Below are 24,312 nucleotides of genomic sequence, written 5' to 3'. Positions count from 1 at the left end.
CTCATGAGATTGCCACGACCACTTTGTGGTCTCGCAATGACAATACATCTCAACTACGTATATTCTTTTTCTTTATTATTTTTGATTTAGCTTTTGTAGTAGATTTATTATTAGAGGCAAGCTTGATTGAAGGTTTAGGGACTATAGGCTTAATATTAAAATGCTGATCTAGTAGCCCCATCATCTTTTGATCACGAGATGCAGCACTTTTGCCGCCTGTAACAACGGCAATCAATGATTTACCGTTCCTAGAAGCAGTAGTTACTAAATTATAACCTGCTGGTGTATGAAAACCTGTTTTCATCCCTTCTGCACCTTGATAATTTTTAGTAACCCTATTATGTCCGTTTACTACGTTTCCACGAAATACAAAGCTGGTTTTAGCAAATAACGGATAAAATTTAGGATAATCTCTCTTCAAAGCCATGGCCAGTTTAGCCATATCTCTTGCGGTAGTTTGCTGTAATGGGTCATGCCAACCTGAAGCATTTTTAAAATAGGTATTCTTCATACCGAGCTGTTTAGCTTTAACATTCATTAAATGAGCAAAAGCTTTCTCTGAACCTTTCATGCCCTCAGCAACCGTTACAGCAGCATCATTAGCAGATTTTATAATTAACCCATTAATTGCCTCTCGAACGGTTATAGTTTCCCCTGCTTTTAAACCCAACTTACAAGGCGGCATTTTTGAAGCTTTTGCTGATACAAGTAATTTTTTATCTAAAGGTAACTTACCGGCTTCAATTGCTTCAAACATTAAGTATAGAGTCATTAGCTTAGTTAAAGAAGCGGGGTAAATCCGAATTTGTGAATTATGGGCCTGCAACACTTTACCGCTTTTTGCATCAATTACTAAACTAGTTTGAATAGGAGGTTTAGGAGTATTTTTTACGGCTTTTTTTGCTTCGCTTATAGGCGCAAAGAAAAATGTTACAACAAAAATATAAGGTAATAAAAATTTCCTAAACATTTTAAATAAAATATTATTCAAATTAAATCAAGTGTGATTTTTCGTCATTGCGAGGAAAAATTGTAAATTTTGACAAAGCAATCCAGTAAAAAATGCATAGCATTTTTTTATTATTTTCCTAGATTGTCACGCTTCCTATGGTCGCTCGCAATGACGATGAAAATAATACTTACTACACATTAACCTTTTATTAAGATACATTAATATAAACAAAGCAGGCAAGGCTAAAATTATAGTAAAGAGGAAAAAACCGTCCCAGCCCATCATATTTACGAGTTTTCCAGCATAAATAGTGACAGTATTGTTACATAAACTACTAGCACTACTAAGTAAAGCATATTGTGTTGCGGAATATTTTTTATTACATAAATTACCTATATATCCGACTAAAGCAGTAGCACCCATAGCGGCAGCAAAATTCTCTATAGTAATAGCAATTAATAAAGCTTCAAAAGAAGGAGGCTGATGATTAAGCCAAATAAATGCAAAATGCGTTAAGCTTTGGGCAATACCGGTAATAATCAAACCTTTAAAATTCCCCACCCTATACATTACAATACCACCAACGAAACCGCCGACTAAGGTTGCAATCAATCCATAAAGTTTAGCTATTATTGCTATTTCGCCTTTTGTATAACCAAGCTCTATATAAAAAGGTGAGGCAACTGCTCCAAGCATAGCATCGCCTAATTTAAAAAATATTACCGCAAGTAAAATAGTTGCGGCAAATTCTCTTTTGAAAAAATCCTTGAAAGGATTAATTACTGTAAAAATCCATGAAGTAATAGAAATAATATTAATTTTTTCTCTTACTAATTCTTTTTCGTTTACGGTTATTATAAATATCGTTGCAACGACAAATATTATAGCTATAACACAGAAAGTTAATTGCCAATTATTTCCAGTTATTTCTGCAAGGTATAAAGCACCTGCCCCTGTAATAAGCATACCGATTCGATAACCGAATACGGCGGTTGCACTAGCTATGCTTTGTGTTTCTTGATCAAACTTATCTATACGCAACGCATCAACGGCAATATCAAACGTGCTAGATAAAAAGCCTAATAATATAGTCAAAAAATAGAAAGAAGTTAAAGAAACTTCAGGATTTTCCTTGCTCATAGCAATTAGTACTAAAGCCATTAAAGAGCTACATAATATAAGCCAGCTTTTGCGATGTCCCCACCTACTTAAAAAAGGTATTTTAAAATTGTCGACTAGAGGCGACCAAAATACTTTTAACGAATATGATAACCTTGCAACCGCAAAAGTAGTAATAACGGCGATATCTATACCGGATTCTTTTAACCATACCGCAAGAGTAGAAAAAATTATAACCAGCGGCATACCGCTAACTATTCCTAAAATAAATATTTCAAATAATCGATAATCTTTAAAAATCTTGGTAATGCGCATTGTGATATTTCATTAAATCGTCATTGTGAGGAGGGACATAGTCCCGACGTGACAATCTTGTCAAACATCATGAGATTGCTTCGTCGAATTACTATGTAATTCTTCTCACAATGACAAAAATATTAGTGTTGCAATAATAATTAATAAAATTAAGAAATATAAGCTATTTACTGTATAAATCAACCATTTTCTCTTAACTCCTTATTATACAACCTATAATATTCATCTTTATTCTTAAGCAATTGTGTATGAGTTCCTTGTTCACAAATCTCACCGTTTTTCATGACGATAATATTATCAAGATCGGTAATACTGCTTAAACGATGCGTAATAATTAAAGTGGTTTTTCCTTGGCGTAATTTCTTTAACGATTCTAGAATTTTCTGTTCGGAAGCTTGATCTAAGCTGCTTGTTGCTTCATCCCAAATTAAAATAGGGGCATCTTTTAAGAAAGCTCTAGCAATAGATAAACGCTGACGCTGACCGCCTGAAAGAGTTGTCCCCTGCCCCCCTATCTGCGTGTCATAACCGTTCGGCAGACGCATAATAAACTCATGAGCATCGGCATATTTTGCTGCTCTAATTATTTCTTCTCTTGTAGCGTTTTCCTGACCGTATGCTATATTTTCTGCAACGCTTGTATCAAATAAATGAGTATCTTGAGTAACTAAGGCAATCTGACCTCTAAGTGAAGTAAGCTTAATATCTTTAATATCATGATTATTAATTAAAATTCTTCCTTCATTTGGATCATAAAAACGCACTAATAAATTACTAAGCGAAGTCTTAGCACTACCTGAACGCCCGACAAACGTAATAATTTTATGAGGCTCTAGCCTTAAATCTATATATTTTATAGCTATTTTACTCTCAAACCTTAAAGCTAGTTTTTCAAAAGTAATTTGTGGATTATATAAATCTACGTCTTTAGCATCTTCATGATCTTTAATAAGAGGCTCGGTATCCAAAATACTAAATACCCTCTTAGCTGCTGCTATTCCTTCTTGCAAATTAATATTTAACGATACCAAACTTTTAAACGGTCTATAAGCCGCTGCAAAAGAAGCCAAAAAAGCAAAAAGAGCCCCTGGCGTACTTTTCCCCTCCAGGACTAGATTACCTCCGTACCATACCATCCCTCCAACTGCAAGACCGCTTAAACCCTCCATAATCGGTGAAACCATCGCATCTAGCTTAGATGTTTTTTTGTAGAACTCTAAAATATTATTAATAATCAACGATGCTCTATTACTTTCTATTTTTTCGCCTACAAAAGATTTAATAATCTTAATTGACTGAAATGTTTCATCAAGCCGAGAGGTATAATGCCCAAGCTCTTCTTGTGAATGTGCAAATATTCTTCTTATCTTTCTACCCATCCTTTGCACCGGATAAACAGCTAAAGGGAAAACAAGAAAAACTACGCAAGATAATAGCGGTTCTAAATGAAACATTGTTGCTATTAAACATACTACAGTTAGGAAATGTTTAGCACATCCGACAAGTAAGTTAGAAACAGCTCCACGCATCAAAGAAATATCATTAGTAAAACGAGATATTAAACGTCCTGAAGATTGGTTTTGAATAAAAGAAATATCGGCAAATAACAAATGCTCATACATTTTTATCTGTAAATCGTTTAGTACTCTCTGCCCAACAAATTTTATTAGATAATTCTGATAATACTCTGAAATTCCTTTTATAACAAAAGTTACAGTAAGCACTATAGGCATTATTATAAGCATTTTCTTATCATGCGTTAAAAAAACCTTATCAATAATAGGTCTAGCCGCATGTACGATCACTGCCGTACAAAGTGCTGCAACAACCATACAAAATATCGAAAAATATATTTTATTTGCGTAAGGTTTAACATGATCTTTTATCAGCCTTTTTATAACATCTGCGGCTGTGTATTTATCATTTAAATTATTGTTATTCATTCTCATTAAAAATATTAAATTGATGATGTGATTGATTCGGTACAGGCATTTTCAAATGCTCAAAAGCGGCAATCGTGATTACCCTACCTCTAGGAGTTCTTTGTAGTAAACCTATCTGTATAAGATAAGGCTCTATGGTTTCTTCAAGTGCGTCACGTTGTTCAGACAAAGCAGCTGCAATCGTTTCAATTCCGACAGGACCACCGTTATAATTATCCGCTATGAATTTTAGATAACGATAATCATTGCTATCAAGTCCTATGCGATCAACTTCCAAACGATTTAACCCAAAATCAGAGATGTCCTTATCTACTCTTGATTTACCGTCAACTGCTGCAAAATCTCTTATACGACGAAGCAATCTTAATGCAATTCTTGGCGTTCCTCTACTTCTTTTAGCTATTTCTTCAGAACCTGAATCGGTCAAATCAATATCAAGTAGTTTACTTGCTCTATTTAGAACTTTCCTCAATTCCTCGGTATTATAAAAATTTAGCCGCATAGGAATACCGAACCTATCACGCAAAGGATTACTAAGCAGCCCGAGGCGTGTGGTAGCACCGATTAAGGTAAATTTTGGCAAGGTTATTTTCACTGACCTTGCGGCAGATCCTTCACCGATAATTATATCCAGCTCAAAATCTTCCATAGCAGGATATAAAACCTCTTCAACCGCAGTATTTAAGCGGTGGATTTCATCAATAAATAATACATCATTCTTTTCAAGATTGGTAAGAATAGCAGCAAGATCAGCTACCTTAAGTATAGCAGGACCGGAGGTGGATTTAAAATTACCGCCGATTTCATTAGAGATAATTTTAGCAAGCGTAGTTTTACCAAGCCCGGGCGGACCGTAAAATAAAGTATGATCAAGATGCTCATTTCGAGATTTTGCAGCCTTAATAAATACCGAAAGATTTTCTTTAATCTGCTGTTGACCGACAAATTCTTGCAAATATGACGGCCTTATCGGCAATTCTTGATCATTTTCACTTTTTTCAGGTGATAATATATTAGTCATTATTTTAAATCGAATATAATGACTAATAATAGCTAAAAAATAGTTTTATGCTATAAATTATTTTAGACTTTTATATTATCTCTCTTTACAGAAACTAGTTACCCCTTCTCTAAGTTTATCTACGGTTTCAAAAAATTTTTCTGTATCAGTGACACCTAAGTTTTGTAATTCTTCTTTAAGGTAATTTTTATTTAATCCTTTATATAACTTGAAATAATAACCAAATATCTCATTTGATAATATTATATTAGGATTTTCATAATAATTTTTCAAAACTTCTGCTACATCTTTTATAGTAAGGTTATTTTCATCAGTTATTTCTGTAATTTGTGCGTCCAATTCTTGTCTATCTTGAGATTTCATTCCTATCTTATAACCTAAAATATTACATCCAATTAAGCTTTTATTCTCTTTTATAGCATCCGATAAGGCTTTCTTTGATTCCTCGCTTACTTCTGTACTTAATGAAAAATTCAATCCGGCAAGTTTAGTATTTTTAACAAATAAGGATCAGGCAGGAACATTATTATTATCAAAAAATATCCCACTTATATCTAAATCGCTTATTTTTGTTTCGTTTATATCTTCGAGTAATTTTATTAAATTTTCTTGTACTATAGGATTTGATGAAATATCAAGAGCTTCAATATTAGATTCTTTAAGAAATTTAATAAAATTATTTATTATTCCATTGTCTAATCTTATATTTGTATTTTGCACTTCTAAAGTTTTTATAGATTTCTTAAATAAATTATTTATTAATCTATCTAATCCCTTATCTCTTAAATAATTATGAGCTAGTTTAATATTTTCTATAGTTCCATTTACTCTTAAGGTATCTAAAAGAACATCTATCTTATTAACATTATTCAAAGCATTTATAAAACTAATGTCGGTAATTCGGCATAGCGGATCTTTAAAAAATTCAGCAAATAACTTTATTGATTTTAAACTCCACGAAAAACTATCAGTGCTTAAGTACTTTATAGTAGCGTCTCCTTGTAAAGCATTAAATAACCCATTTAAAGCATCTTCAGGAATTTTAGAGTATCCAGCAGCTACAAATACCGGTGATTGTGGTACAAAATTAACCTCGGTAATACTTAAAGTAGCAGGGTCTTTCTCTAGCTCTTTTAATATTTCTTCAGCCTATATTGTTTTTAAATATTCTATTAACTTGGACATATATTTTACCTATTAATTTTAGTAATTAATAGGTAAAATAACTTCTAATCTATCAACTAAAGATAGAATTTCGATTTTTCAGGGCTGTTTTGATTAATTCATCAATAGAGATTTCGGGATTTTGGGTAATGATGCCTTGAACAGCATTTTGAGCTTCAAATCTAGAAAATCCTAGATTTACTAGGGCTTTTATTACTTCATTACTTGCAACGGGTGTGATATTCTTAATATTTAAGCTCTCTTTAATAATAGCTGAACCGCTTGATATTTTCGCTACTTTACCTTTCAGCTCTAGCATTATACGTTCAGCAAGTTTAGCCCCTACTCCGGATATTGCTTTAAATATATTTTTATTTTCATTATTTACAGCAATTTGAATATCTGAAGGCGTAAGGCTTGATAAGATAGATAAAGCCATTCTTGTACCTATACCGTTTACTGATTGTAGCAAATTAAAAAAATGCTTCTCTTCTAGAGTCAAAAAACCGTAAAGATGAATATGTTCTTCTCTAACATGGGTTTCGATAAATAGTTTATAAAACTCCCCTTCAGCAAGTTTACCTAAAGTTTTACCTGAAGCATAGACTAAGTACCCTACCCCGTTTACGTCAATTATAACGTAATCATCGCCTTGGAAATCAACTTTACCGCTTAATTTACCGATCATATATTTACTTTTTCTTTTTACTATATATTAAAATTAGTGTCGGTAAAGCGGTAATAATTGCTGCTAAGATGTAATGAATAACAAGCGGTCTATCCATCATATGACACTGCCCATCATTAGGAATAGTTTGAGCCAAAACCATATAAGCAACTATTATCGTCACTACTATATATAGACCGGTAAAAAACAAATATTTTATAAAATTTTTCATGTTAATCTCTTTTTGAATCAGTGATATGATGTTACTCCTGCGAAAGCAGAAATCTAGGGGTAAAGCAAGATAAATTGAGCTTTTAAAAAGCTTTAAAGTACTGGATTCCCGCTTTCGCGGGAATGGCATCAGAGGTTTTTTCTTCTCTTAAGTTAACACTCTCATACACAAAAGCAGGAATGAGATTAAAAACTACACAAACTTATAATAAGTTTGATTCTTATCCCCTTTACTTATTAAAAGTTTACGCTCTAAACCATATAACAAATCTCTACTAGCCGTTGCCGTAGAAATATTTTTATGTACAGTAATATAATCTTTTCTAGAAAACCATTGATCTATTAAATGAACCTTAGCAAATGCTATTCTAGATAAAGGCGTATTTGCCTCATATATAATATTATTACTATATAATCTTAATGCTGCAACTATTTTATCAAGCATAAACTCGATAAATAAGGTTGATTCACCAAGCTTATCACACTTACTTAAAACACTATAATATTCACTTTGATTATTCCTTATCAAACTTTCAACGGAAATATACTCAAAAATTTTATTAGCTTGCATTAGTAATAATTGTTGCCATAATCTACCGATTCGTCCGTTACCGTCTGAAAAAGGATGGATAAATTCAAGCTCATAATGAAATATACAAGCTTTAACTATTCCAGAAATTTTCTTATCTTGTGCTATAAACTCAAATAAATCCTGCATTAATAAAGATACACGGCTTGCCGTAGGGGCAAAATGTATAATCTCTGTACCTTTAAATATAGCGGCATTACCTTTACGCCACTTTCCGTTATCTTCTACTAATCCTTGCATTAATATCGCATGTGCTTTTAATAATGATTCAATTTTGAAGGGATTAAATATAGTCAGATTATTGTATAGTTTTATAGCATTTTTTACTTCTACAATATCTTTTTCAGGTGCGAGTACACGCTTGCCGTTTATTATATCGGTTATCTGCTCTACACTTAAACTATTTCCTTCAATTGCTAAAGAAGAATGGATGGTTTTAATTTGATTATTTTTTCTAAGTTTTATAGGTTGAGAGTAAAGCTTGCTACCGGCTAAAATACCAAGCTCATAAGAAATATCTTGTGATAACTCCAAGATTTTATTAGTTATTTGAAAAGACGGTTTACTATTCATTATATGATAGTATCATATGATACTATCATTGTCTACGAAGAATATTTTTTCTATATCATTCCCATAGGGTATTAGCCTTATTGCATGACTCCAAAATCGTCATTGCGAACAGCCGTAGACTGCGTGGCAATCTCATGAAATAATAACAAACTCCTGAGATTGCCTCATCAATTACTATGCAATTTCCTCGTAATGACTTATATCTCTTTATTTTACAATACATTCATTAGACTACCTACCTCAATGTCTTCTATAACACCACTTTTACGATCTTTTAATTCAACAATATTATTTGCGGCTTTTTTAGGACCAATTATAATTTGATGAGGTGAGCCTATAAGATCATGCGTTGCAAATTTACTGCCTGGACGTGCTTCGGTATCGTCATATAACACTTCTATATTTTTATCTGATAGCTCTTTATAAGCCATTTCCGCAAGCTCTACGCATTTACTATCATGAATATTTAAATTAATTAGAGAAACTTTGAAAGGAGCAACGCTAGAAGGCCATATGATACCTTTCTCATCGCAATTTGCTTCTATGATAGCCGCAACTAACCTTGAAATGCCTATGCCATAAGAACTCATTTCTATAGGAGTTAGTTTACCATGCTCATCATTAATAAGTGCATTCATATTAACCGAATATTTTGAGCCTATATAAAAAATATGCCCTACTTCTATTCCTTTACTGCTGGTTATTTCTTGTTCAGATATAGGTAATTTATTTACTTCATGTTTTTCTTCAGCTGCCGCATACCAACTTTTAATTTCCTCTACATCGATATCAGGATTATCTTTTAATGTCTTAAACTTTTTATCGTAATAAATAGTACTTTCACCAGTTTCAGCGATTATATGAAACTCATGGCTTAAATTGCCACCGATCGGACCGTTATCGGCAATAACAGGGATAGTAAACACGCCTAAATCTTTGAAAGCATTGATATAAGCCTTATACATTTGATTATAGGTTTTAACGGCATTTTCTTCATTTATATCAAAAGAATAAGCATCTTTCATTAAAAACTCTCGCCCTCTCATAACACCAAAACGAGGTCTAATCTCATCACGAAATTTCCATTGGATATGATAAAGATTTTTCGGCAAATCCTTATATGACTTAATATTATGACGAAAAATATCCGTAATCATATCTTCGTTAGTAGGACCGAAGAGTAAAGTATTATCGTGGCGATCTTGAAATTTCAGCATTTCTTTACCGTAATTATCAAAACGTCCCGATTCCATCCATAAATGTGCCGGCTGAATGCAAGGCATTAGAACTTCCAAAGCTCCCGCTTTATTCATATTTAAGCGTACTATATTCTCGATATTCTTCAATACTTTTAAGCCAAGCGGAAGCCAAGTATAAATCCCTGCTGCTTGCTGCCTAATCATTCCGCTTCTAAGCATTAATTTATGCGAAGTTACTTGAGCTTCACTTGGCTCTTCCTTTAACACAGGTAAAAAATATTTTGATAATAACATATTTTATTTACTTTTTTGCTATATTTATAATCATTTATTTTGTCATCCCGTGGCTTGACCACAGGATCCAGTTTTTTTAAAATTTTTTCTGGATACCGCGATCAAGTCGCGGTATGACAAAATTACTGGATTCCTGCTTCCGCAGAAATAACATTAATAACGTATCACCTTTTAGCAGTAAGGTTTAAAAACTCATGACGATATTTCTGCTGTTCGGCAAATATACCCGTATAATGCATGGTATTCATAACGCTATTATCTTGCATTACGCCACGCATTGACATACAACTATGTACGGCAGAAATCTTAACGGCAACACCAAGCGGCTTTAAATTCTCCTGCACGCTTTCTGCTATCTGTACCGTCATTTTTTCTTGGATTTGTAGTCTTCTAGCAAAAATATTTACTATTCGTGCTAGCTTACTTATGCCGACAATACAATTATCAGGAACATAGGCTATATCTACTGTACCGTTAAAAGGTAATATATGATGTTCACAGAAAGAGGTAAATTTTATATTCAGTAAGATAAAATCTTGAAAATTACAAGTTTCATAAAACTTGGTATTTAATATTTCTGCTACATCCTTCCCATAACCGGAAAATATTTCTGCGTAGCTATTAATTACTCTATCAGGCGTTTTAAGCAGCCCTTCTCTGCTTGGATCTTCACCAATGAATTTTAGTAACGTTCTTACTGCCTCTTTAGCTTCTTCTCTAGTTGGTTTACTCATGTGCTAGTTTTATACCTTTAAAAAACATTACTTTAACACAAATATATACAAACATCAAGCCGCCTACTATAGCAATAAACCCTCCTCCGCCCATCATTCCCATTAATAGCTTAGCTGACATCGGCATTACACTATTTGGGTCTTTCCGCATAACACCGTAACCACCGGCGAATGCTAGACCTAGTATATGCAGAATCTGCCCGAATGTTAGGAGGTAAAATGTAAAATTAATAATATTGTCATTGCGAGGAGGCACGAAGTACCGACGCGGCAATCTAGGGAGTTTTTGTATTACCTCATGAGATTGCCACGCTCTTTTTAGTCGCTCACAATGACGTTGATACTTCCCAATACCCAAATAACTACACCCCATACAAGCAATGCTAATCCCTACTATAGACCCATGATAATGAGCAGGAATTGCTACATTTATACCTGTGATATTCATTGCTATAAGCCCGCCAAGTAAGAATAAAGTAATAGAGCAAAGTAAGATGGTTTTGATTACTCTGTCATTTATTGTAACCGTGTCATCCCGCGGCTTAACCGCGAGATCTATAACATTATTCTGATATTTTGTTTGGATCTCGCGGTTAAGCCGCGGGATGACAAATACCCACACCAACTCAACCCCCATACCTATTAAACATAAAACAGGAGCAATGCCGCCTAGATATTTCATATGATTTGTATAGAATACTTTGAAGGCTCCATCGATAATATCATAAAATATATGACCGAAAAGTGTAAGAATTCCGAAAATAAAATTTAAATAAAGTAAGAAAAAATAGAATTTTTGAAATTTCAATTCTCTAGCTATTAACTCTCTAAATAAACTAACCCAAATAAATATTAATATTTGAGTATATATAAATTGCAGTAAATGACCTCCGCTCCAAAAAAGTAATTCATAATAAAATTCTATCTCGATTGGAATAATTTGAATGATGTTTTGCAAGCTATTATAAGACCATCCAAAACAAATAAAGCTTAAAATAAACATTATAATAGTCGATAATACGGTAAAATTAACTAGACTATTTAAGTTCATCCAATCAAAGAAATATAAAATATTTATAGCGTACAATAGCAACGTAACACCAAATAAGCTTAACCCCAAAATAAATACGATATTTTCAAGCATCGGTATATAATTATTCATCACCGGATTATGCCCGGCTATTGGGGAGATGGCGATTAGAAAAGTAGCTAGAAAAGCAAGTTTGGGGTAAAGGCGAAACACGTCATTACGAGCGAATTTAGAGAGCGTGGCAATCTCAGGAATTTTGTATTGTTTCACGAGATTGCCGTGTCGAGGCTTTGCCTCTCCTCGCAATGACGTTTCACCCCCCCAAACACTAGCCGTAACGGACAATAACCAAATCAATACCGATAAATTAACATGAATAATTAAAGCAGATTTGAAAATATGCGGATTTGGGAAAAAGCTTGATAATTGCGGGGTACGTAGTACCACCAAAATAATTGAATATAAACCCGCAAATCCCAAGGATAAAATACCAAGCTTAAGCCAAGAATTAGTTAAGCTATTATTTTGTAATTGATTGGTAGAATTCATAACTACAGGTAAATATTAAATATAATCTACAAATAGCTCACGGTATTTAAATAAGCAATATTTTTTTATTTGCTTTAGAAGCTAACATACGATATTAATAAGTCAATCCAGAGTTAATAGTTAGATATGACTAACCACCTACGCATCGGTATCGGTATTTTAATCTTTAATAATAGGAATGAAATTTTATTAGGTAAACGTATTAGTTCCCATGGTGAGTCTAGTTATGCTCCTGTCGGTGGACATTTAGAATTTGGAGAAACATTTGAAGAATGTGTTACCCGTGAAGTTTTAGAAGAAACAAATCTGATCATTGAAAACCCACAATTGATAGCGGTGACTAACGATATTTTTGAAAAAGAACAAAAGCATTACGTCTTGATTTTCCTTAAAGCTCATTGTTTAAATGAGCATGAATTACAGAATCTTGAGCCTCATAAAGTAGAAAGCTGGTAGTGGTTTGCTCTTGATAATTTACCCTCTAACCTTTTTCTACCTCTAAAAGACTCATTGAGAAAAAATGTTATTTATATAAAAAAAGTATTGATTAACTAAGCTTATCTAATTTTAAATATCCGGACACGTATTTGTGTAAAACACTAGCAATAAGAGTTTGATAAGACATTCTTTCTTGTGCTGCAATTCTTTTTATATGATTTAAATCGTATAACGACAATCTAATATTAATTCTTTCCGATTTTTTAAAAAAATTAGCTGCGGCAATTTTAGCTATATTTTTTTTGGCTCTCTAGTTCTTTTTTAGATAACTCTCAAAGCTCATCTTGTTCAAAATAATCTAGTATTTCTTGTTCTTTTTCAGTAAATTTGTATTTTTTCATAATCTAAACCTTAGCTTGACAATATCATCCTAACTTAGCAATATTAATAAATGATCACCTTGATTTATAATTATGATAATACAGATTTTATTGTTGTAGCGGATTGAATGGTGGGTTTGAGAAGACTTGAACTTCCGACCTCACGCTTATCAGGCGTGTGCTCTAACCAGCTGAGCTACAAACCCACAGTGTAGAAGTATGGCGAGCTCGCCGGGATTCGAACCCGGGACCCTTTGATTAAAAGTCAAATGCTCTACCGACTGAGCTACGAGCTCTTAAATATATTGCATATATTCAAAAATTATGTTTTACTTTATCGTCGAAAAAAGCTAGTCTGTCAACAATTATTTTTTAATTTAAATGTAGGAAGTTTATGCAGCATCAGGACGTGGCTATAATTATCCCCTCAAGGCTAAGTTCAACTAGGCTTAAACAAAAACCGCTGCAGCTTATCGGCTCTATAACTTTAATCGAGCGGGTATTCAAACAAGTAAATCAAGCGGGCCTTGAGCATACATATGTTGCGACCGACTCGGAAGAGATAGCAAGCGTTATTAAAAAAGTCGGAGGAAAAGTAATATTCACGGATAGCGCTATCCCAACCGGTACTGATCGTACTTATGAAGCTTTTAAATTAATTCCAAATAATCAAAACATTAATTACATAGTTAATGTACAGGGAGATATGCCTTTCATTGAACCTAGCTCTATTTTGAAAATTATAGAATATTTAAAAAACAGCGAATACGATATTGTTACACCGATAGTAAAAGCAGATAGAGAATCAGTGGAAGCTAGTAGTAATGTTACCGTAGCGGTTGATTCGGCGGGGACAGCATTGTATTTTTCGCGTAGTCTTATTCCAAACGGTGCAGAAGAATTTTTATATCATGTAGGCATGTATGGTTTTCGCAAAAACGCTTTAGAAAAATTTGTATCTCTTAAGCCAACTTTTTTAGAAAAAACAGAACGTTTAGAACAATTACGTGTCCTTGAAAACGGCATGACTATAGGTACATGTTTAGTTGAGAATGTTCCTATTTCCGTAGATACGGAAGAAGACTTAAAAAAAGCAGTAAAATTTTACGAAAATATTAGTAAACTAGGTTTATAATAATGGTACATTTCATTTTTGTTACCGGCGGCGTTGTTTCATCACTCGGTAAAGGTCTAACGGCAGCATCTCTTGCTATGCTATTGCAAGCGAAAGGTTTTAGAGTAAGTGTACGAAAACTAGACCCTTATCTTAACATTGACCCGGGAACTATGAATCCTCACGAACATGGTGAGGTATATGTAACCGATGATGGAGCAGAAACCGATCTAGATCTTGGACATTATGAACGTTTTACTGGAGTTTCTGCATGCAAATTTGATAGCATCACAACGGGTGCGATATACTCAAAATTACTTAAAGATGAACGTTTAGGAAATTACGCCGGCGTTACTGTTCAAATCATCCCGCATGTTACAAATATAATAAAAGATTTTATACTTTCAAACACCAAGGGTTTTGATTTTATTATTTGTGAAATAGGCGGTACAGTCGGTGATATTGAAGGTCTACCGTTTTTTGAAGCTATAAGGCAAATTGGTAACGAATTAAAAAGCGAAAATTGTTTATTTATTCATTTAACATTATTACCTTATGTTAAAACCGTCCGTGAATTAAAAATAAAACCTACCCAACACTCAGTTAAAGCATTACGCGCTATAGGTATTTCACCTAATATACTAGTGTGTCGTGCAGAACGTAACATTTCAAAAGGCGAAATAGATAAAATAGCTTTATTGTGTAATATAGAATCTGAGTATGTTGTTCCGGCAATAGATCAAAAAAATATATATTTAGTACCGATTGCATATCATAATTCAGGTCTTGACAATAAAGTATTAAAATTTTTTAATATTAATGTCATGCCGTCTAAATTAGATAAATGGTATGATATAATTAATAGGCTAAAAGATTCTAATTCAAAAGTAAGAATCGCTATAATAGCTAAATATCATAAATTAAAAGATGCTTATAAATCAGTAATCGAAGCACTTGATCATGCAGGTATTTATTACAAATACAAAATTGATTTAGTATGGATAAATGCTGAAAATCTAACTGAAGAGAATATTAATAAAAAATTATTAGATATAGATGGGATTTTAGTACCAGGCGGATTTGGAGAACGGGCAACTAAAGGAAAAATTATAGCAATAAAATATGCCCGTACTAATAATATACCTTTTTTTGGAATATGTTTCGGTATGCAACTTGCGACGATCGAAATAGCTCAGAATTTAATCGGTATTAAAGATGCAGTAACGGAAGAATTTAAAGTAGACGGTATAAAAATTATTGAGAAAATAAATAAAAACTGTGAAGACTCAAAAATAATAATTGAAAATGTAAAAAAGACTATGAGACTCGGCTCTTATCCTTGTAGTTTGGTCGCAAGTACCATTGCAGCTAATGCTTATAAAAGCCTTGAAATAAATGAGAGACATCGTCATAGATATAAATTTAATAATGAATTTCAAAATATTTTTGAAAAACACGGAATAGTATTTAGCGGTTTTTCAAAAGATGAAGAGATTGTAGAAATAATTGAACTACCTCTACTGCGTTGGTTCGTAGGAGTACAATTTCATCCGGAATTTAAATCTAAACCTTTTGAAGCTCATCCGTTATTTATTCAGTTTATTAAAGCAGCGATTGAGTATAACAAGTGTAATTAACAACAATATATGAGACTATTTTAAAAAATCTTGACATAGTTTTTATTATAGTCTAGGGTGCATAAAAAATAATATAGCCAGACAGTTTCTGAAAAGCGTTTGAGGTCATGCCCGCATATGCGGGCATGACCTATAAAGCTCTAAGCCTTGCAAAAACATAACATTTTTAAAAACTATCCGGTACTAAAAAAATAAGCTCATAGTAAATCAATGGATAGCGTAGATTCTAATTTCACAATTTGGAATAAAGCCAGAAACAGTAAATTTAGGCATATAGTATGGCCGATTAGATCGTATGAATTAACCAAGTTCATCCCGATGGCTTTACTAATGTTTTTTATTCTACTTAATCAAAACTTAGTTCGTAGTATTAAAGATAGTTTTGTTGTTACCTTAATTAGCTCGGAAGTATTGAGTTTTATCAAACTTTGGGGCGAAATGCCGATGGGAATTTTATTTGTTATTTTTTATTCTAAACTCTGTAATATTATGACAACAGAGCAAGTTTTTAGGATAATTACCGGTACTTTTTTATTTTTCTTCGCAATTTTTGGTTTTATTTTATTTCCGTACAGAGAGTTTTTTCATCCCGATCCCGAATTAATTAAGCACTATATCACTGTTCTTCCTCACTTAAAATGGTTTTTAATAATTTGGGGACAGTGGAGTTTGGTATTATTTTATATTATGGGAGAGTTATGGCCGGTTATAGTCTTTACTCTTTTATATTGGCAGCTTGCAAATAAAATTACTAAAGTCGAAGAAGCACCAAGATTTTACTCATTTTTTACTTTATTCGGACAAACTAATTTACTCATCTCAGGAACCATAATTATTTATTTTGCTAAAAGTAAGCATTTCTTATTACCTTTATTTTCTCATCTAAACGATACAAATGAAATTCTTTTAAAATCATTTATTACGGTTATTTTAATATCCGGATTAATTTGTCTAGCTCTTCATAAACTTATTGATAAATCAGTCGTAGAAGCTGACAAAAATATTAAATTTAAAAACCAAAGAACGGATATATTAAAATTAAGCTTGGTCGAAAGTGCAAAAGTAATATTAACTTCTAGATATCTCGGTTTTATTTGTCTTCTTGTAATGTCTTATTCTATGAGTATTAGCCTAATAGAAGGATTATGGATGTCCAAAGTAAAGCAACTCTATCCCGCTACAAAGGATTTTATAGCCTATCACGGTAAAGTGTTTTTTTGGACGGGAGTACTCACGTTAGTTAGTGCGTTTTTAGGCAGTAGTTTAATTAGAATATGCGGCTGGTTTTGGGGAGCTATTATAACACCGATTATGATGTTTGGAGCAGGTGTTATGTTCTTTTCATTCACGGTTTTTGAAAATCACCTAGGAAATATCGTAAACACTCTCGGCCATAGTGCGCCGCTTGTCGTTATAGTTTTTATCGGCGGACTTTGGCATATACTTTCTAAATCTGTAAAATATTCACTTTTTGATGCTACTAAAGAAATGGTATATATTCCGCTCGATAGTGAAATGAAGACCAAAGGTAAAGCTGCAGTTGATGTTATGGGTACTAAAATCGGTAAATCAATAGGTGCTATTATTCAATTCATATCCTTTAGTATTTTCCCGAACGCCGTACATAACGACATAGCCGGTTTATTAATGTTTAGTTTTATTATCGTATGTCTATTATGGCTATATGGCGTGAAAGTTTTATCGAAATATTATAATAAGATGATACAACATTGATAAGGATATCCATTCCTGCGAAGGCTTGCTTGCGTTGATAACCTAATCTTCATGAGCTACGTAGGCGTTGTTGCATGACTCAGAAAAGGCGTACGATGTTATTCCTAGCTTAGCATTATTGTGTGGATCTAGCAAAATAACTTCAAATATCGATATAGAAGTTATTTATTAAAAAAATAAACCTAAAAAAAACAAATTTTTTATAGGTTTTACTAGATTTCCGCCTACGCGGGAATGACATAAAACGATCCATGCATACAATGCTGAACAGGAATGACCAGTGCTTTTCAAAAATTGCTTGATGCTATGAATCAAACTACTGTATTTTGAACATCCTCTCCTATTAATCCTTGATCAAGCAAATCAAAAGCCTCATCCAAGCACTTATATACTGCATTTTCTTGAGCTACTTCCGAATAATCTTCGCTTAACCCTAGATTTTGACAAGTAATAACTAAGTTGAGCTTTTAAACCATCACTCTATTGATTTTTAATATAATCTAATATTATTTTTAAAACAGCTTGGCTACTATCCTTTGCTTTTTCATATTTATTTTTTAAGCTCTGTAATCTGTCAACATATACTCTTAACGTCTCTACTGCTTTACTTTGATATATTAAGCCCTCTATTTTTTCAATTTGTTTTATTAACCGCTCTGCCTCTTCATACGGTTCTTTACATTGTCTTACTAAATTTACTTTTGTAAAATTAGTATTAGCATTGTTATGCCTTAATAGTGAAAGAATAATTTTGTTTTCTACTGAGTTACGACCACAGTAATGTAATACTTCACCCATCTGTTTATAGTCATTCACCGTAGCACCATATTCAAGTAACATTTTGGCTTTTTTAAAATTACCTGTAACCTCTAAAGCAGTATCACCATTCCCATCTTGTATATTAGGATCAATACCTTTTTGCAGTAACTCTTTAAGGTCTGCTAAGTCAGTTACATAATGTAGGGTACTTTTGTTTTCTGGGCTATCTACCGTATCAAAACTAACATCTTTACTGTTTTACTATTAAGACTATTGTTAATACTAATGCGTAAATCATGAAACATTTCTGGAGCGGTTTTACATTCTTTTGCATTACTCCCCTTTCCTATACAAGATTTAAAAATATTTATTAACTTAGAAATTTTAGGCATAATTATTTTTTTTAGTTATTTTATTAAAATTCCATGTTTCATGGTATTTTCGACTCAGCATTATATTAATCTATTTTAATAAAGTTAATGTGAATGGTTAATTTTTATGAATTAACCAATTAACAATATAATTTAAAAATTCTTTTTTCTTGAATCTATTTGTAATATAGTAATAGACATATTTAATATTTGTAGAGGGAGTAATGAAACAAAATCCAAAAATCTCATTAATAGGTAGCGGTAACATAGGTGGTACGCTTGCTCACTTAATTAGCCTTAGAGAACTCGGCGATATCGTGTTATTTGATGTGACTGAAGGAGTACCACAAGGAAAAGCATTGGATCTCATGCAAGCCGGTACAATAGCTGGGTCTGATATCAAAATAAAAGGCACAAACGACTATAAAGATATTGAAGGATCTGATGCCATAATTATTACTGCCGGTTTACCAAGAAAACCAGGGATGAGTAGAGACGATTTAATTAGCATTAACACCGGTATTATGAAAACGGTTGCAGCAAATGTTAAAAAATACGCTCCTGATGCCTTTGTAATAGTAATTACCAATCCACTTGATGTTATGGTATATGTCATGCTTAAAGAAAGCGGATTGCCTCACAATAAAGTAATCGGTATGGCAGGAGTACTTGACTCATCAAGATTTAATCTTTTTCTTGCTGAAGAGTTTAAAGTATCGGTTAGCAATGTTAATAGCACGGTTCTCGGCGGTCACGGCGATGCTATGGTACCTCTTGCAAGATATTCTACAATATCAGGCGTACCGATACCTGACTTGATAAAAATGGGCTTATCAAGTAATGAAAATATTAAAAAAATAATCGATCGTACTAGAAACGGCGGTGGTGAGATTGTTGCATTACTTAAAACAGGTTCTGCTTATTATGCTCCTGCAGCCTCAGCAATAGAAATGCTTGAGTCATATTTAAAAGATAAACGTCAGATTCTAACTTGTGCCGCTCATTTACAAGGTGAGTACGGCGTACATGATTTATATGTCGGAGTGCCTATTATGATCGGTAAAGAAGGTGTTCTAAAAGTAATAGAACTACAGTTAACCGCAGAGGAAAAAGCACTATTTGATAAATCAGTCGAGGGAGTTAAAAAACTCATTGAGACGATAAAATAAATGATAAAATTATATTATTGAAGCACAAATGCAACAAGATTTAAAATATTGAATTAATACTAATTATTAGTATTGTTAATTAAACATAAATTGGTATTACATTTTGGTTTATTTTTATTAATAGAGGGAAATTATGAAACATAAGAATGAATTAGACCGGCTAATAAGAAATCTTTATTTAATAAAAAATACTAATTTAAATAATATTTTAGAAACAGATAAACTAGCTATAACACGTACAACTAATTTTATAGAAGCTCTAATAAACAAAATAGACCCTAGGGGACCGTATGTTTCTCAGCAACAAGCTAACTTCAAAGTAGCAAATGATAAAAATATACAGGGTGCTAGTAAAGAAATTTATTTAAAAAATCTACCTATTAGTATTGGTAAAGTTGAAGGCTTTAAGGAAGACGGAAAAGGTAGAAACACAAAGGCTCAACTTGATGTCCTAATATCCCCTTCAGATTTTTCAGCATTATTAAGACTAAGTAATTCATTACCGATCACTAATGAGCAAGAACTAGAAATAAAGGACAATATTAATCTATTGCAATTGATGGAAGAAGTTGTTCAGAAAGTAGGGAAAAAGAGCTTAAATATACAGCAAGATAAAAAAGTACTTACCTCACAAAAAAACGAACAAGCTATAACACACGGTCAACAAAAAGTAGAGCTTAACCTTAAAGAAGAAATAATCAAGTTAAGGGAAGCAGTTCAAGAAACAATCAAAAATCCAACTAATAATGAAGAATTTAATAAGACATCAAAAGAAATTTTAGATTTGATTAATAATATCAACTCTCATCAACCATCTAGATTACAGGCAACTAGAAATAAAATCCTGAGTAGCGGAGAAAGCCCTAATACTAAAAATACAAAAATAGAAGGATTTTTTCTTGAACAACATGAATGGGATAAATTTCAAGAATTAAGAGAGAGATTACAAAAAATAAAAGAGCCTAGAGAAAAATTAGATGAAATGAAAAATTTTTATGATGTGATTAATTCATTAGATAAAAATATCATTCTAGGAGTAATACAAGAGAAACAAAAAGTGCAACAAGCTTCCAATCAAAAAGCACAAGAGATTATAAGAAGTAAATTTTTATACCTTGATAATGCCAGGGATTTTTCAGATGGTTTACAAAATTTATTTGAGAAGTTAAAAAATAAAGAAGAGACCGGGGAAAAAGAACTTATAGAAGCGTCTAAAAATATACTCAGCAAAAGTATATCAGTAAATAAAAATTACTTCTGTAATACTAATAATTCAAGCGAATTAGATTTACAATATAAGATGTTGTTAATAGATCATGCAGATAATATCTCGCAAAATATAAAGGAGGCTCTAGTCTTATATGCCGGAAGTAATAACAATAACAAGATTGATATATTATCTGAAGAATTAGCAAATAAATTTAAAAATATATCAAATTCAAATACAGCAAAAGATAAGTTAACGGCAACAAAAGAACTACAAAAATCTATCCAACAAAAAGAAGTAAGCAATGAAAGACTTACTCAAGAAAAAATAGATAATATTTATAAGACACTAGGTATATTTGAAGAAATTAAGGAATATGAAAAGAGCGACAATTCACGTGTTCCTCGTTTATTAAATAAAAATTACTATAAGCTAACTGATCCTTGTGAGGAGCGTAGAAGCGATAATATCGCTTTAGAGCGGGATGATACTGGAGTGCTAACTACTGATACTGATTTAGAGTGGGATGACACCGGAATGCTGCCTCCTTCCCAAAATAGTGCTGTTTTAGATAAATTAAAAGAAGCAGTAGATGATTATATATCTGAGCTACAAAATGAAAAGCTATCTAAAGATACATTCCCGAAACAAGTTGAGGCAATAACTCATCCAATGCAGGAAGCAATACCGACTCCTCCTGCTCTTTCCTGGAATACTCATCCTATATTCGATGATACAATAAAGTTCTTAAAGAGGTTTAACGAAGAGATCGATAAATTTCCACAAGATTATACTAAAGCCTCTACCATACCTCTATATTGAAGTAATGTTAATAGAAATTTAGGAAGAAGTGAATTTTTAGCAAGTATGGTATCGACTTCTCAACAAGATGAGAGAATTAATGATATATTAGATAAACTTCAAAAAATTTCTACTAATTGTAGTAAGATAAGTAATAATGATGATAAATTTAATAAAGAGATTAAAGAATCTTTTGTAGAAATTAATACCACATTAAAAAATATAATAGAATATAAAGGACCCGAAATAGAATATTTAAATTCCAATATAGAAAAAGTTCAAAAGAATTTATCTAATTCAGAATCTTTGACTCATGAATTATCTAAAAATACATCTCCGAAACATATTAAGCAATCAACCCAAGATCAACCTAAAATATCTATAGGAGCAGTGACCGGTATAAAAGATAGAATAGCAAAATTTGAAGCAGACTCTGACAGCAAAATCAAAAAATACTGGACAGAAGAAAAGAAACAGACTGTAGAAAAACAACATGAAAATACTCAATCTGACTATATAACTCCTAAGAAAAATTTTGAGTTTGAAAATCGAGGTAAAGAAATTAAAAAGAATAGCACCAAAAATTTAATAAACAAATTTGAAAAAGGCTTTGATAGTAAAATAACAAGATACTGGACATCACCGGCGGAATGGGATAAATGGGAGGAAGAAAAACAGAAAGGTACAGGGAAAGAGAATGAGCTAATAAGACCTCGTACAAATAGCAAAAAAAGCGAAGCAAATTGGAACACAAGCACAGCAAAGCTCCAAATCTTCAAGTAGTCCTAGCATAAAACCTACAGGTTGCAGTAAAGACGGAAGAAATATCTAAGGCAATTGATGTTATTCTTGTTTTTGGGTCTTGTTGCATGGCTCGTTTATGTCATTCCCGCGGGGGCAGGAATCCAGTAAAACACATAAAAAACAAGTTTTTTATGTGTTTATTTTGTCAAATATGTAAATTCTGTATCAATATTGAAGTTATTTTTCTAGATCCCCGCTTTCGCGGGGACGACATTGAGTAGGTTTTTCGAGCCATGCAACAAGGCTTTACTTTTGTGAGGATGACATCCTACGTAAAACCAACACTGTACTCATTAATATTATAAGCAAAAATATGAAAAAGCTTAAAGTTAGAGATAGTGACTTAAAATTTTGCCATAACAACATACTAAAGAAAGGAGTAGTTGAGGATAGAATAATACATCCAAAAGAATGTGATAGACTATAAAGCCTCATTTTAACATTAGTCTTAAATAAGGATTGAACAATAATTTGTAGCGGTACTGTATAAAATGCTGCAAGTCCTATTAATATAACGGGACAGAGAATATTAAATATTTGTTTGTATAACATTATTTGCATTCCTAAAGTAACAATAATGCTGGCAAATAAAGCCCATGTAATCTGTCTTAAAGGGTTTATTTTATCGGCAAACAGCCCTGCAAAAACAGCTGATATTCCATAGGTAGTAGTAAGAGCTATATTCATAAATCTTATTTCAGGATGATTTATCAAAGCTATTTTTGTTAAAAAAACTCCTAAGAAAATTACTAAAAAGTGATACACTCCTCCAATAGCACCGTTTATTAGTAATGCTATTATAACGGATAGTTTATTATTCCATATAATTTGCCGCAAGGTACTTTTTGATGACGTTCTTAAAAATTCGCTACTTTCTTTAAAAAAATTTCTCATCAAAATAGCAAATAAACCAAATATTGCACCAATAAAGAAATTAAAACGCCATAAATATTGGATATCGGAATTACTAGCGTAATAATAAGCTATAGCCGCAAGTAATGCACCTATTTGGCTACAGCATGAAACTATTCCTATATTTAAATTTTTCCGATTATTTCCTGTTTTTTCAGCTACATAAACCTTTATTCCGTCAACTTCTCCGGCAAGGCTTGCTAAAAAAACCATTCGACATAATGTTAGTATTACCGTAGCAAAAATACCTATTATCTCAAAGGAAGGAGTAATAGTAATTAATCCGGTAGAAATGCTACTCATGCACATTGATATCTTGATAGATTTAGTACGCCCGTATTTATCTCCGATAAATCCAAAAATTAAGGACCCTAAAGGTCGTACTATAACGGCTGCACTAAGAATAGCAAAAAAACCGAGTAGTTGTTTATCCTGCTCTATATTAGGTAAGAAATTTTGTGCAAGAATACTAGCCGATAAACCGAATAGAGCATAATCATAATAACGGATAATCGTTGTAAAAAATGCAACTAAAAAAGCTGAATTAGACATATAATATTTTCTTTTTGTGGCAACATCATATGATATCAACTATTTAGGCTGTGT

The 24,312-nt window shown here is 32.4% G+C and carries 22 protein-coding genes and 2 tRNA genes; 8 read left to right on the top strand and 16 right to left on the bottom strand.

Features of this window, described 5'->3' with window-relative positions:
- Window positions 1–49: 49 nt before the first annotated feature.
- The 6 genes from RGRA_RS0103525 to RGRA_RS0103500 all read right to left on the bottom strand — a co-directional run bounded on the left by RGRA_RS0103525 (window position 50) and on the right by RGRA_RS0103500 (window position 6,223).
- Window positions 50–970, bottom strand: coding sequence for a D-alanyl-D-alanine carboxypeptidase family protein (locus RGRA_RS0103525; protein ID WP_024547278.1), 921 nt, complete (start codon window positions 968–970; stop codon window positions 50–52).
- A 135-nt stretch (window positions 971–1,105) separates the two neighbouring features.
- Window positions 1,106–2,386, bottom strand: a complete 1,281-nt coding sequence (locus RGRA_RS0103520) for an AmpG family muropeptide MFS transporter (protein WP_017443004.1) — start codon at window positions 2,384–2,386, stop codon at window positions 1,106–1,108.
- Between the two features lie 179 nt (window positions 2,387–2,565).
- Window positions 2,566–4,329: an ABC transporter ATP-binding protein gene (locus RGRA_RS0103515; protein ID WP_024547277.1), complete on the bottom strand. Its 1,764-nt coding sequence runs from the start codon at window positions 4,327–4,329 to the stop codon at window positions 2,566–2,568.
- Entirely contained in the window at window positions 4,322–5,350 is a 1,029-nt protein-coding gene (gene ruvB, locus RGRA_RS0103510) for a Holliday junction branch migration DNA helicase RuvB (protein WP_017443002.1), read from the bottom strand. Before ruvB ends, RGRA_RS0103515 begins: the two co-directional genes overlap by 8 nt.
- Before the next feature lie 75 nt (window positions 5,351–5,425).
- Entirely contained in the window at window positions 5,426–5,713 is a 288-nt protein-coding gene (locus tag RGRA_RS0103505; protein WP_024547276.1) for a hypothetical protein, read from the bottom strand.
- A 147-nt stretch (window positions 5,714–5,860) separates the two neighbouring features.
- Window positions 5,861–6,223 (bottom strand): leucine-rich repeat domain-containing protein, encoded by a 363-nt coding sequence (locus tag RGRA_RS0103500; protein WP_017443000.1) that lies wholly within the window; start codon window positions 6,221–6,223, stop codon window positions 5,861–5,863.
- A 16-nt stretch (window positions 6,224–6,239) separates the two neighbouring features.
- On the opposite strand from RGRA_RS0103500, the gene RGRA_RS0103495 reads away from it, so the two are divergent.
- The gene (locus tag RGRA_RS0103495) at window positions 6,240–6,551 is read left to right on the top strand and encodes a hypothetical protein (protein WP_017442999.1); all 312 of its coding nucleotides are present in this window, start codon (window positions 6,240–6,242) and stop codon (window positions 6,549–6,551) included.
- A 36-nt stretch (window positions 6,552–6,587) separates the two neighbouring features.
- Here RGRA_RS0103495 and ruvA read toward each other — a convergent pair whose 3' ends face one another.
- The 6 genes from ruvA to RGRA_RS0103465 form a co-directional block, all read right to left on the bottom strand.
- On the bottom strand, window positions 6,588–7,202 hold the full coding sequence (ruvA, locus tag RGRA_RS0103490) for a Holliday junction branch migration protein RuvA (protein WP_017442998.1): 615 nt from the start codon (window positions 7,200–7,202) through the stop codon (window positions 6,588–6,590).
- 4 nt (window positions 7,203–7,206) lie between these two features.
- Window positions 7,207–7,413 (bottom strand): hypothetical protein, encoded by a 207-nt coding sequence (locus RGRA_RS0103485; RefSeq protein ID WP_014408529.1) that lies wholly within the window; start codon window positions 7,411–7,413, stop codon window positions 7,207–7,209.
- 192 nt (window positions 7,414–7,605) lie between these two features.
- Window positions 7,606–8,574, bottom strand: a complete 969-nt coding sequence (locus tag RGRA_RS0103480) for a Fic family protein (protein WP_017442997.1) — start codon at window positions 8,572–8,574, stop codon at window positions 7,606–7,608.
- 212 nt (window positions 8,575–8,786) lie between these two features.
- Window positions 8,787–10,067, bottom strand: coding sequence for a proline--tRNA ligase (proS, locus tag RGRA_RS0103475; protein WP_017442996.1), 1,281 nt, complete (start codon window positions 10,065–10,067; stop codon window positions 8,787–8,789).
- Window positions 10,068–10,231: 164 nt separating this feature from the next.
- On the bottom strand, window positions 10,232–10,801 hold the full coding sequence (folE, locus tag RGRA_RS0103470) for a GTP cyclohydrolase I FolE (protein ID WP_014410203.1): 570 nt from the start codon (window positions 10,799–10,801) through the stop codon (window positions 10,232–10,234).
- Window positions 10,794–12,380, bottom strand: coding sequence for a cbb3-type cytochrome c oxidase subunit I (locus RGRA_RS0103465; protein WP_017442995.1), 1,587 nt, complete (start codon window positions 12,378–12,380; stop codon window positions 10,794–10,796). The genes folE and RGRA_RS0103465 overlap by 8 nt, the downstream gene beginning before the upstream one ends.
- A 126-nt stretch (window positions 12,381–12,506) precedes the next feature.
- Between RGRA_RS0103465 and RGRA_RS0103460 the strand changes: the two genes are divergently transcribed.
- The gene (locus tag RGRA_RS0103460) at window positions 12,507–12,836 is read left to right on the top strand and encodes a nucleotide triphosphate diphosphatase NUDT15 (protein WP_017442994.1); all 330 of its coding nucleotides are present in this window, start codon (window positions 12,507–12,509) and stop codon (window positions 12,834–12,836) included.
- Between the two features lie 491 nt (window positions 12,837–13,327).
- On the opposite strand, the gene RGRA_RS0103455 is transcribed toward RGRA_RS0103460, so the two are convergent.
- A tRNA-Ile gene (locus RGRA_RS0103455) sits at window positions 13,328–13,404 on the bottom strand.
- Window positions 13,405–13,418: 14 nt separating this feature from the next.
- Window positions 13,419–13,494, bottom strand: a tRNA-Lys gene (locus RGRA_RS0103450).
- Between the two features lie 98 nt (window positions 13,495–13,592).
- Between RGRA_RS0103450 and RGRA_RS0103445 the strand changes: the two genes are divergently transcribed.
- The 3 genes from RGRA_RS0103445 to tlc2 all read left to right on the top strand — a co-directional run bounded on the left by RGRA_RS0103445 (window position 13,593) and on the right by tlc2 (window position 17,683).
- Window positions 13,593–14,333, top strand: coding sequence for a 3-deoxy-manno-octulosonate cytidylyltransferase (locus RGRA_RS0103445; protein WP_017442993.1), 741 nt, complete (start codon window positions 13,593–13,595; stop codon window positions 14,331–14,333).
- 2 nt (window positions 14,334–14,335) lie between these two features.
- Complete coding sequence (locus tag RGRA_RS0103440) at window positions 14,336–15,949, top strand: CTP synthase (RefSeq protein WP_017442992.1); 1,614 nt, start codon at window positions 14,336–14,338, stop codon at window positions 15,947–15,949.
- Window positions 15,950–16,159: 210 nt separating this feature from the next.
- A complete protein-coding gene (gene tlc2, locus RGRA_RS0103435; protein ID WP_017442991.1) occupies window positions 16,160–17,683 on the top strand; it encodes a nucleotide exchange transporter Tlc2 in 1,524 nt (507 codons plus the stop codon).
- A gap of 480 nt (window positions 17,684–18,163) precedes the next feature.
- Here tlc2 and RGRA_RS0103430 read toward each other — a convergent pair whose 3' ends face one another.
- On the bottom strand, window positions 18,164–18,523 hold the full coding sequence (locus tag RGRA_RS0103430; protein ID WP_017442990.1) for a hypothetical protein: 360 nt from the start codon (window positions 18,521–18,523) through the stop codon (window positions 18,164–18,166).
- A gap of 514 nt (window positions 18,524–19,037) precedes the next feature.
- Between RGRA_RS0103430 and mdh the strand changes: the two genes are divergently transcribed.
- The 3 genes from mdh (at window position 19,038) to RGRA_RS13305 (ending at window position 22,773) form a co-directional block, all read left to right on the top strand.
- A complete protein-coding gene (gene mdh, locus RGRA_RS0103420; RefSeq protein WP_017442988.1) occupies window positions 19,038–19,982 on the top strand; it encodes a malate dehydrogenase in 945 nt (314 codons plus the stop codon).
- A gap of 133 nt (window positions 19,983–20,115) precedes the next feature.
- The gene (locus RGRA_RS13310) at window positions 20,116–22,011 is read left to right on the top strand and encodes a hypothetical protein (RefSeq protein ID WP_017442987.1); all 1,896 of its coding nucleotides are present in this window, start codon (window positions 20,116–20,118) and stop codon (window positions 22,009–22,011) included.
- Window positions 22,012–22,056: 45 nt separating this feature from the next.
- Window positions 22,057–22,773, top strand: coding sequence for a hypothetical protein (locus RGRA_RS13305; protein ID WP_017442986.1), 717 nt, complete (start codon window positions 22,057–22,059; stop codon window positions 22,771–22,773).
- A gap of 267 nt (window positions 22,774–23,040) precedes the next feature.
- On the opposite strand, the gene RGRA_RS0103400 is transcribed toward RGRA_RS13305, so the two are convergent.
- Entirely contained in the window at window positions 23,041–24,258 is a 1,218-nt protein-coding gene (locus RGRA_RS0103400; protein WP_017442985.1) for an MFS transporter, read from the bottom strand.
- Window positions 24,259–24,312: the final 54 nt, after the last annotated feature.

The organism is Rickettsia gravesii BWI-1 (assembly GCF_000485845.1).
GTDB classification, from domain to species: domain Bacteria; phylum Pseudomonadota; class Alphaproteobacteria; order Rickettsiales; family Rickettsiaceae; genus Rickettsia; species Rickettsia rickettsii.
This window is presented reverse-complemented; position numbering and strand designations above follow the sequence as displayed.

Bases quoted from the DNA above. Each gene is read 5' to 3' on its own strand.
- RGRA_RS0103515 (WP_024547277.1), bottom strand. From the start codon at position 4,329: ATGAATAACAATAATTTAAATGATAAATACACAGCCGCAGATGTTATA.
- RGRA_RS0103400 (WP_017442985.1), bottom strand. From the start codon at position 24,258: ATGTCTAATTCAGCTTTTTTAGTTGCATTTTTTACAACGATTATCCGT.
- RGRA_RS0103495 (WP_017442999.1), top strand. From the start codon at position 6,240: ATGTCGGTAATTCGGCATAGCGGATCTTTAAAAAATTCAGCAAATAAC.
- mdh (WP_017442988.1), top strand. From the start codon at position 19,038: ATGAAACAAAATCCAAAAATCTCATTAATAGGTAGCGGTAACATAGGT.
- RGRA_RS0103520 (WP_017443004.1), bottom strand. From the start codon at position 2,386: ATGCGCATTACCAAGATTTTTAAAGATTATCGATTATTTGAAATATTT.
- RGRA_RS13305 (WP_017442986.1), top strand. From the start codon at position 22,057: ATGGTATCGACTTCTCAACAAGATGAGAGAATTAATGATATATTAGAT.
- tlc2 (WP_017442991.1), top strand. From the start codon at position 16,160: ATGGATAGCGTAGATTCTAATTTCACAATTTGGAATAAAGCCAGAAAC.
- ruvA (WP_017442998.1), bottom strand. From the start codon at position 7,202: ATGATCGGTAAATTAAGCGGTAAAGTTGATTTCCAAGGCGATGATTAC.
- RGRA_RS0103445 (WP_017442993.1), top strand. From the start codon at position 13,593: ATGCAGCATCAGGACGTGGCTATAATTATCCCCTCAAGGCTAAGTTCA.
- RGRA_RS0103465 (WP_017442995.1), bottom strand. From the start codon at position 12,380: ATGAATTCTACCAATCAATTACAAAATAATAGCTTAACTAATTCTTGG.
- RGRA_RS0103525 (WP_024547278.1), bottom strand. From the start codon at position 970: ATGTTTAGGAAATTTTTATTACCTTATATTTTTGTTGTAACATTTTTC.
- folE (WP_014410203.1), bottom strand. From the start codon at position 10,801: ATGAGTAAACCAACTAGAGAAGAAGCTAAAGAGGCAGTAAGAACGTTA.
- RGRA_RS13310 (WP_017442987.1), top strand. From the start codon at position 20,116: ATGAAACATAAGAATGAATTAGACCGGCTAATAAGAAATCTTTATTTA.
- proS (WP_017442996.1), bottom strand. From the start codon at position 10,067: ATGTTATTATCAAAATATTTTTTACCTGTGTTAAAGGAAGAGCCAAGT.
- RGRA_RS0103485 (WP_014408529.1), bottom strand. From the start codon at position 7,413: ATGAAAAATTTTATAAAATATTTGTTTTTTACCGGTCTATATATAGTA.
- RGRA_RS0103440 (WP_017442992.1), top strand. From the start codon at position 14,336: ATGGTACATTTCATTTTTGTTACCGGCGGCGTTGTTTCATCACTCGGT.
- RGRA_RS0103460 (WP_017442994.1), top strand. From the start codon at position 12,507: ATGACTAACCACCTACGCATCGGTATCGGTATTTTAATCTTTAATAAT.
- RGRA_RS0103430 (WP_017442990.1), bottom strand. From the start codon at position 18,523: ATGTTACTTGAATATGGTGCTACGGTGAATGACTATAAACAGATGGGT.
- ruvB (WP_017443002.1), bottom strand. From the start codon at position 5,350: ATGACTAATATATTATCACCTGAAAAAAGTGAAAATGATCAAGAATTG.
- RGRA_RS0103505 (WP_024547276.1), bottom strand. From the start codon at position 5,713: ATGAAATCTCAAGATAGACAAGAATTGGACGCACAAATTACAGAAATA.
- RGRA_RS0103480 (WP_017442997.1), bottom strand. From the start codon at position 8,574: ATGAATAGTAAACCGTCTTTTCAAATAACTAATAAAATCTTGGAGTTA.